This is a genomic window from Nitratidesulfovibrio oxamicus, assembly GCF_015731765.1.
Lineage (GTDB): Bacteria > Desulfobacterota > Desulfovibrionia > Desulfovibrionales > Desulfovibrionaceae > Cupidesulfovibrio > Cupidesulfovibrio oxamicus.
On the sequence record NZ_VRYY01000201.1, the window covers coordinates 1 to 4,515 of the forward strand.

General features: G+C 67.1%; 4 protein-coding genes and 1 pseudogene. 3 read left to right on the plus strand and 2 right to left on the minus strand.

The window, feature by feature from the left end; all coding sequences use genetic code 11:
• Positions 1-487, plus strand: a 487-nt coding sequence (locus FVW20_RS08135) for a MotE family protein (RefSeq protein ID WP_372434974.1), incomplete at its 5' end; no start/stop codon positions are given.
• 3 nt (positions 488-490) lie between these two features.
• On the plus strand, positions 491-1,324 hold the full coding sequence (locus FVW20_RS08140) for a tRNA pseudouridine synthase A (RefSeq protein ID WP_196609022.1): 834 nt from the start codon (positions 491-493) through the stop codon (positions 1,322-1,324).
• Positions 1,325-1,652: 328 nt separating this feature from the next.
• Here the strand turns inward: FVW20_RS08140 and fliM are convergent, their stop codons facing one another.
• Both fliM and FVW20_RS08150 read right to left on the minus strand, forming a co-directional pair.
• Entirely contained in the window at positions 1,653-2,633 is a 981-nt protein-coding gene (fliM, locus tag FVW20_RS08145) for a flagellar motor switch protein FliM (protein ID WP_012612527.1), read from the minus strand.
• A gap of 295 nt (positions 2,634-2,928) precedes the next feature.
• A complete protein-coding gene (locus tag FVW20_RS08150; protein ID WP_196609023.1) occupies positions 2,929-3,396 on the minus strand; it encodes a hypothetical protein in 468 nt (155 codons plus the stop codon).
• A gap of 434 nt (positions 3,397-3,830) precedes the next feature.
• On the opposite strand from FVW20_RS08150, the pseudogene FVW20_RS08155 reads away from it, so the two are divergent.
• Positions 3,831-4,515 (plus strand): annotated as a pseudogene (locus FVW20_RS08155) (ASKHA domain-containing protein); the annotation flags it as partial.

Sequence of the window (4,515 nt, forward strand, 5' to 3'; positions counted from 1 at the left end):
CGCACCGTCTTCCGCCCTGCCCGCAGCCGCCGGTCTGCCGGGTTCGTCGACCATGGGTTCGGGCGCCGCCGCTCCTGCCGCCGCACAGCCCGGCACCCAATCCGGTCAGGCCGCCCAGGCCGCCATGGACGCCCTGAACCGCAAGCAGGACGACCTGAGCCGCCGCGAGCAGGAACTGAAAAGCCTGGAACAGCAGGTGGACGCCAAGCTGGCCCAGATGCAGGACCTTGAGGCGCGCATCAAGACCATGCTCAAGGATGCGCAGGGCATGAAGGACGAAAAGCTGCGCCACCTGGTGGACGTGTACACCAACATGAAGGCCAAGCAGGCGGCGGCAGTGCTGGAAACCCTGGACGAAAAGATCGCCGTCAGGATTCTGGCGGGCATGCGTGGCAGGCAGGCGGGCGAAATCCTGACCTTCGTGCAGGCGGAAAAGGCCGCCAAGCTGTCAGAGGCGCTCACCCGCATGCAACTGCCCCTCGAATAACGCATGGCCCGTCTCGCGCTGACCGTTTCCTACGTGGGCACCCGGCTGGCCGGGTGGCAGATTCAGGCCCGTACCGACCGCCCGCAGCCGCGCACCGTGCAGGGCGAACTGGAGCGCATCGCCGAGCGCATCGTGGGCGCGCCGGTGCGCCTGCACGGCGCGGGCCGTACCGATTCCGGCGTGCATGCCGAGGCCCAGGTGGCCCACATGGACGTGCCCGACCACCGGGCGGACCTGGACTGGCAGCGCGCCTTCAATGCCGGGCTGCCCGACGACATTTCCGTGGCCGCCGTGGACCGCGTGCCCGAAGACTTTCACGCCCGCTTCGACGCGCGCGGCAAGACCTACACTTACCGGCTGTGGCCGGAACGGCGCTGGACACCTCCCCGGCTGGCCCCCTTTGCGTGGGCCACGGGGCCGCTGAATCTGGACGCCATGGACGCCGCCGCCGCGTACCTGCACGGCATGCACGACTTTGCCAGCTTCCAGAACACCGGCACCGACATCGTCACCACCGTGCGCACCGTGACCAGGGTGGCACGCCGCAATGAGGGCGAGGCCCCGGCCCGCATCACGCTGCCGGGCGCACAGCCGCTGGCAGGTGCTGTCGGCACGCCGGACATCGGCGCAGGCGGCCTGCGCGTCATCGCCTGGGACTTCGAGGCCGACGGCTTTCTCAAGCAGATGGTGCGCAACATGATGGGCCTGCTGGTGGCCGTGGGGCGCGGCAAGCTGCACCCCGACGCCGTGCCCGCCATCCTTGCCGCCCGTGACCGCAAAGCCGCGCCCGCCACGGCCCCGGCGCAAGGGCTGACGTTGACCCGCGTGCATTACTAGCGGGGGGGCTCCGCTTCAGACTGTTGACCCACCCGGTTTCTTGCGGGGGAGTGGCCCTCTGCGGCAGCCCCGGACGAGTCTTCGAGCCTTGCGCATGGCGTTCCTGGCCACCGGAGGCGTCCCAAAAGCAGTCTTTGCCAAAAGGCTGCGGCAGCAACCTCGCCGTCGTTCCCTTCCGCATCCCTCTTCGCAGCAAAACGGCGCACCCTTTCGGGCGCGCCGTCGTTCTTTGCGCATGAAATCTTGGGGGATCAGGCGGAAGGGGCAGGCCCGGCGAACCGTGGTGAATCGGGACCGCACCCGGCACACCGGAGATGGCCGCCGCGCATCAGGTGTAGCGGGGCTCTTCTTCCTTGATGATCTGGAAGGCCTTGTTGGCCTTTACCGTGCCAGAAATGCCCCAGAACTTGGTCACGCCCTGCACGGTGCACTCCAGCAGGTCGTCGGTGTCGGTATCGAGCAGCAGCACGTCGCCCACCTGCAACCGCAACAGCTGGTTGCCGGTAATCTTGGACTCGCCGAAGTGGATCTTGAGGTTCACCGGGGTTTCCAGCAGCCGCTCCTTCAGGCGCGAAACCCAGGCGTGGTCCACTTCCAGCCGTTCTGTCTGGAAGCTGGCGTGCAGCTTGGAGCGGATGGGTTCGATGGTGGCGTACGGCAGGCAGATGACCATGGATCCGATGGCTGTCTCCAGTTCAACTTCAAAGGTGATCACCACCACCACGTCGCTGGGCGGCACGATGGCCGCGAACTGGGGGTTGATCTCGGAGCGCACCAGTTCAAGGCTCACGTCGTGCACCGGACGCCACGATTCTTCCATGTTGTCGAGGGCGATCTTGATCACCCGGTCCACGATGGCCTGCTCGATGCGGGTGAATTCGCGGCCCTCGATCTTGGGCTGGCTACCCGCGCCGCCGAAGAAATTTTCCACCAGGGCGAAGACCAGACGCGAGTCCACCACGATGATGGCGTTGCCGCGCAGCGGCTCCATCTTGAAGATGTTGATGCTGGTGGGCACCGGCAGCGACCGCATGAAATCGCCGAACTTGGTCATGTCGATGGAGATGGGGTTCAGTTCCACCCGCTTGCGCACGGTGTTGGACAGCGCGTTGGTGCACAGACGCGCGAACCTGTCGTTGACGATTTCAAGAACCGGCATGCGACCGCGAATGATGCGGTCCTGGTTGGCGAGGTCGAACGGGACGATGCCCGAGTCGTCCTCAGGTATGTCGGTCTCGCTCTCTATCTCGCCGCCGGAAAGGCCGCGGAGCAGTGCATCGACCTCGTCCTGCGCCAGAATCTTGTTCATGGGGTGCGGGCTCCTCGCGCGTGGAATACTGAATGACCGGATAGTGGCAGCGACGGCGGGCGGGGTCAAGCGTCGGCCCGACCCGCCGGACTGACCTGACGGGCCAGCCGGGCCTCATCATTGGCCTGCCTGCCCCGATCGATACCGAAACATGCGCCGCAACCGGGAGAATCCTGCCGCCAGCAGACTTCATGCAAGATGAACGCCAAGCCGCACAAACAGACACCGGCCAGCCCGCCGCGAAAGCCTGCGATCGGGCTGGATGAACAGAAGGGCGTCCGGCGGGCCGCTTCCGTTATTCGTCGGGCAGCCTGGGATAGCGAAGGCGCATGCGCTGCACCACGTCGGCCTTGACGTAGTCGAGCATGGTCACGATCTCGGAAAGCGGGTACTGCGAGCGGGTCTGTTCCTTGTAACTGCGGGCCTTGCCCAGCTGCTCCGCGGTCAACAGCCGCTCGTGCAGCAGCACGTCGAGAATGGAGTCGAACTGGCTTGCCTGCTGGTGCGCATCGCGCTGCCTGCGCACCTCCATGGCCTGGGTGGCGCGTTTGTCGGCTTCTGCCAGCCTTCGGCCCAGTTCGTACTCCACCACCTTGAGCTGCTGGATGTTCTCCTGCAACTTGCGCAGGTCCACGGCCAACGCACGGCGTCGGGCATGCAGTTCGCGCAGTCGTTCCTCGTGCGCGGCGCTGGAACGCTGGTTGACAACCAGCACCGCCACCAGCAGCACAAAGCCGACCACTGCGCCGAGCACCATATCCATGCGCCAACTCCTTTCGCCAAGCTCCGGAATAATACCATAACCGTACAGGACCATTGTTGAATATGCAATGATAACCGCACTTGCGCCGTTCCTTCGCTACGCCGGACAACCTCGGAGGCATGCCGGGACCGCGCCGCCACGGTGCCCGGATGCTACGCCGCGGCACGGATGCCGCCCAAGCCGCAACCTCTGGCCACTTGCCATATGCTGCGTCTTGGGGCAGTTGCAGGCAAGGAACCATCTTGGACGCCCTGCCAGGGAGCCGCATGTCCCCCCATTTTTCGTCAGGACAACCACCGTGCGTCACCGGACGCGCCACCGCCAGACCACACGGACAGGGCGGACAGGGCACGCCAGTCACGCCAACCACCCCCGACACGTCGGACACGTCGGGTCGCCCTGACACGCCGCCCCCCCCCGCCGCACCTGGTGCCGTGGCCAAGGTGACCCTGCCGGACGGACGCATAGTGCATCTGCCCCTGCCCGTGCAGGCGTCTTCCACCGCAGGCCCGGCCAGCACCCTGGCCCAACTGGTGTGGATGAGCGGCCAGGTGGCCCCGCCCGCGTTGTGTTCCGGCCTTGGCCACTGCGGGCGTTGCGCGGCGCGCTTCACGCACGGCACACCTGCGCCCCACCCCGCCGACGAAGCCCATTTTTCCCTGGCCGAACTGGCCGACGGCTGGCGGCTGCTGTGCCGCCACGCCCCGCCCGGACCTGCGCCATCGCCACAGCCGTCACGACCCCCGCAAGAAACCGACCCGCGCGGAACAACCGCCAGCCCCCCGGGCTCGTGTTGCGCCATGGCCTTCACCCTGCCCGCCGGATCGGCCCCGCGCCGCTCGCGGATGGCAAATCCGCACCCGCCCGACATCGTCCAGACGTCCGCATCCGGCACGGTCCCGGCAACCGGTGTGCCCCTGTTGCTGGCCATCGACCTTGGCACCACCACCCTGCACTGGTCGGCCCTGACCCCGGATGGCCGCCGCGTGACCCATGGCGCGGAGCTGAACCCCCAGATGGGCGCGGGCAGCGAGGTCATGTCCCGTCTGGCCGTGGCCTCGTCACCGCAAGGCCTTGCCGCCCTGCGCCGCCTGACCCTGGCCGCCGTGGCCCGCATCG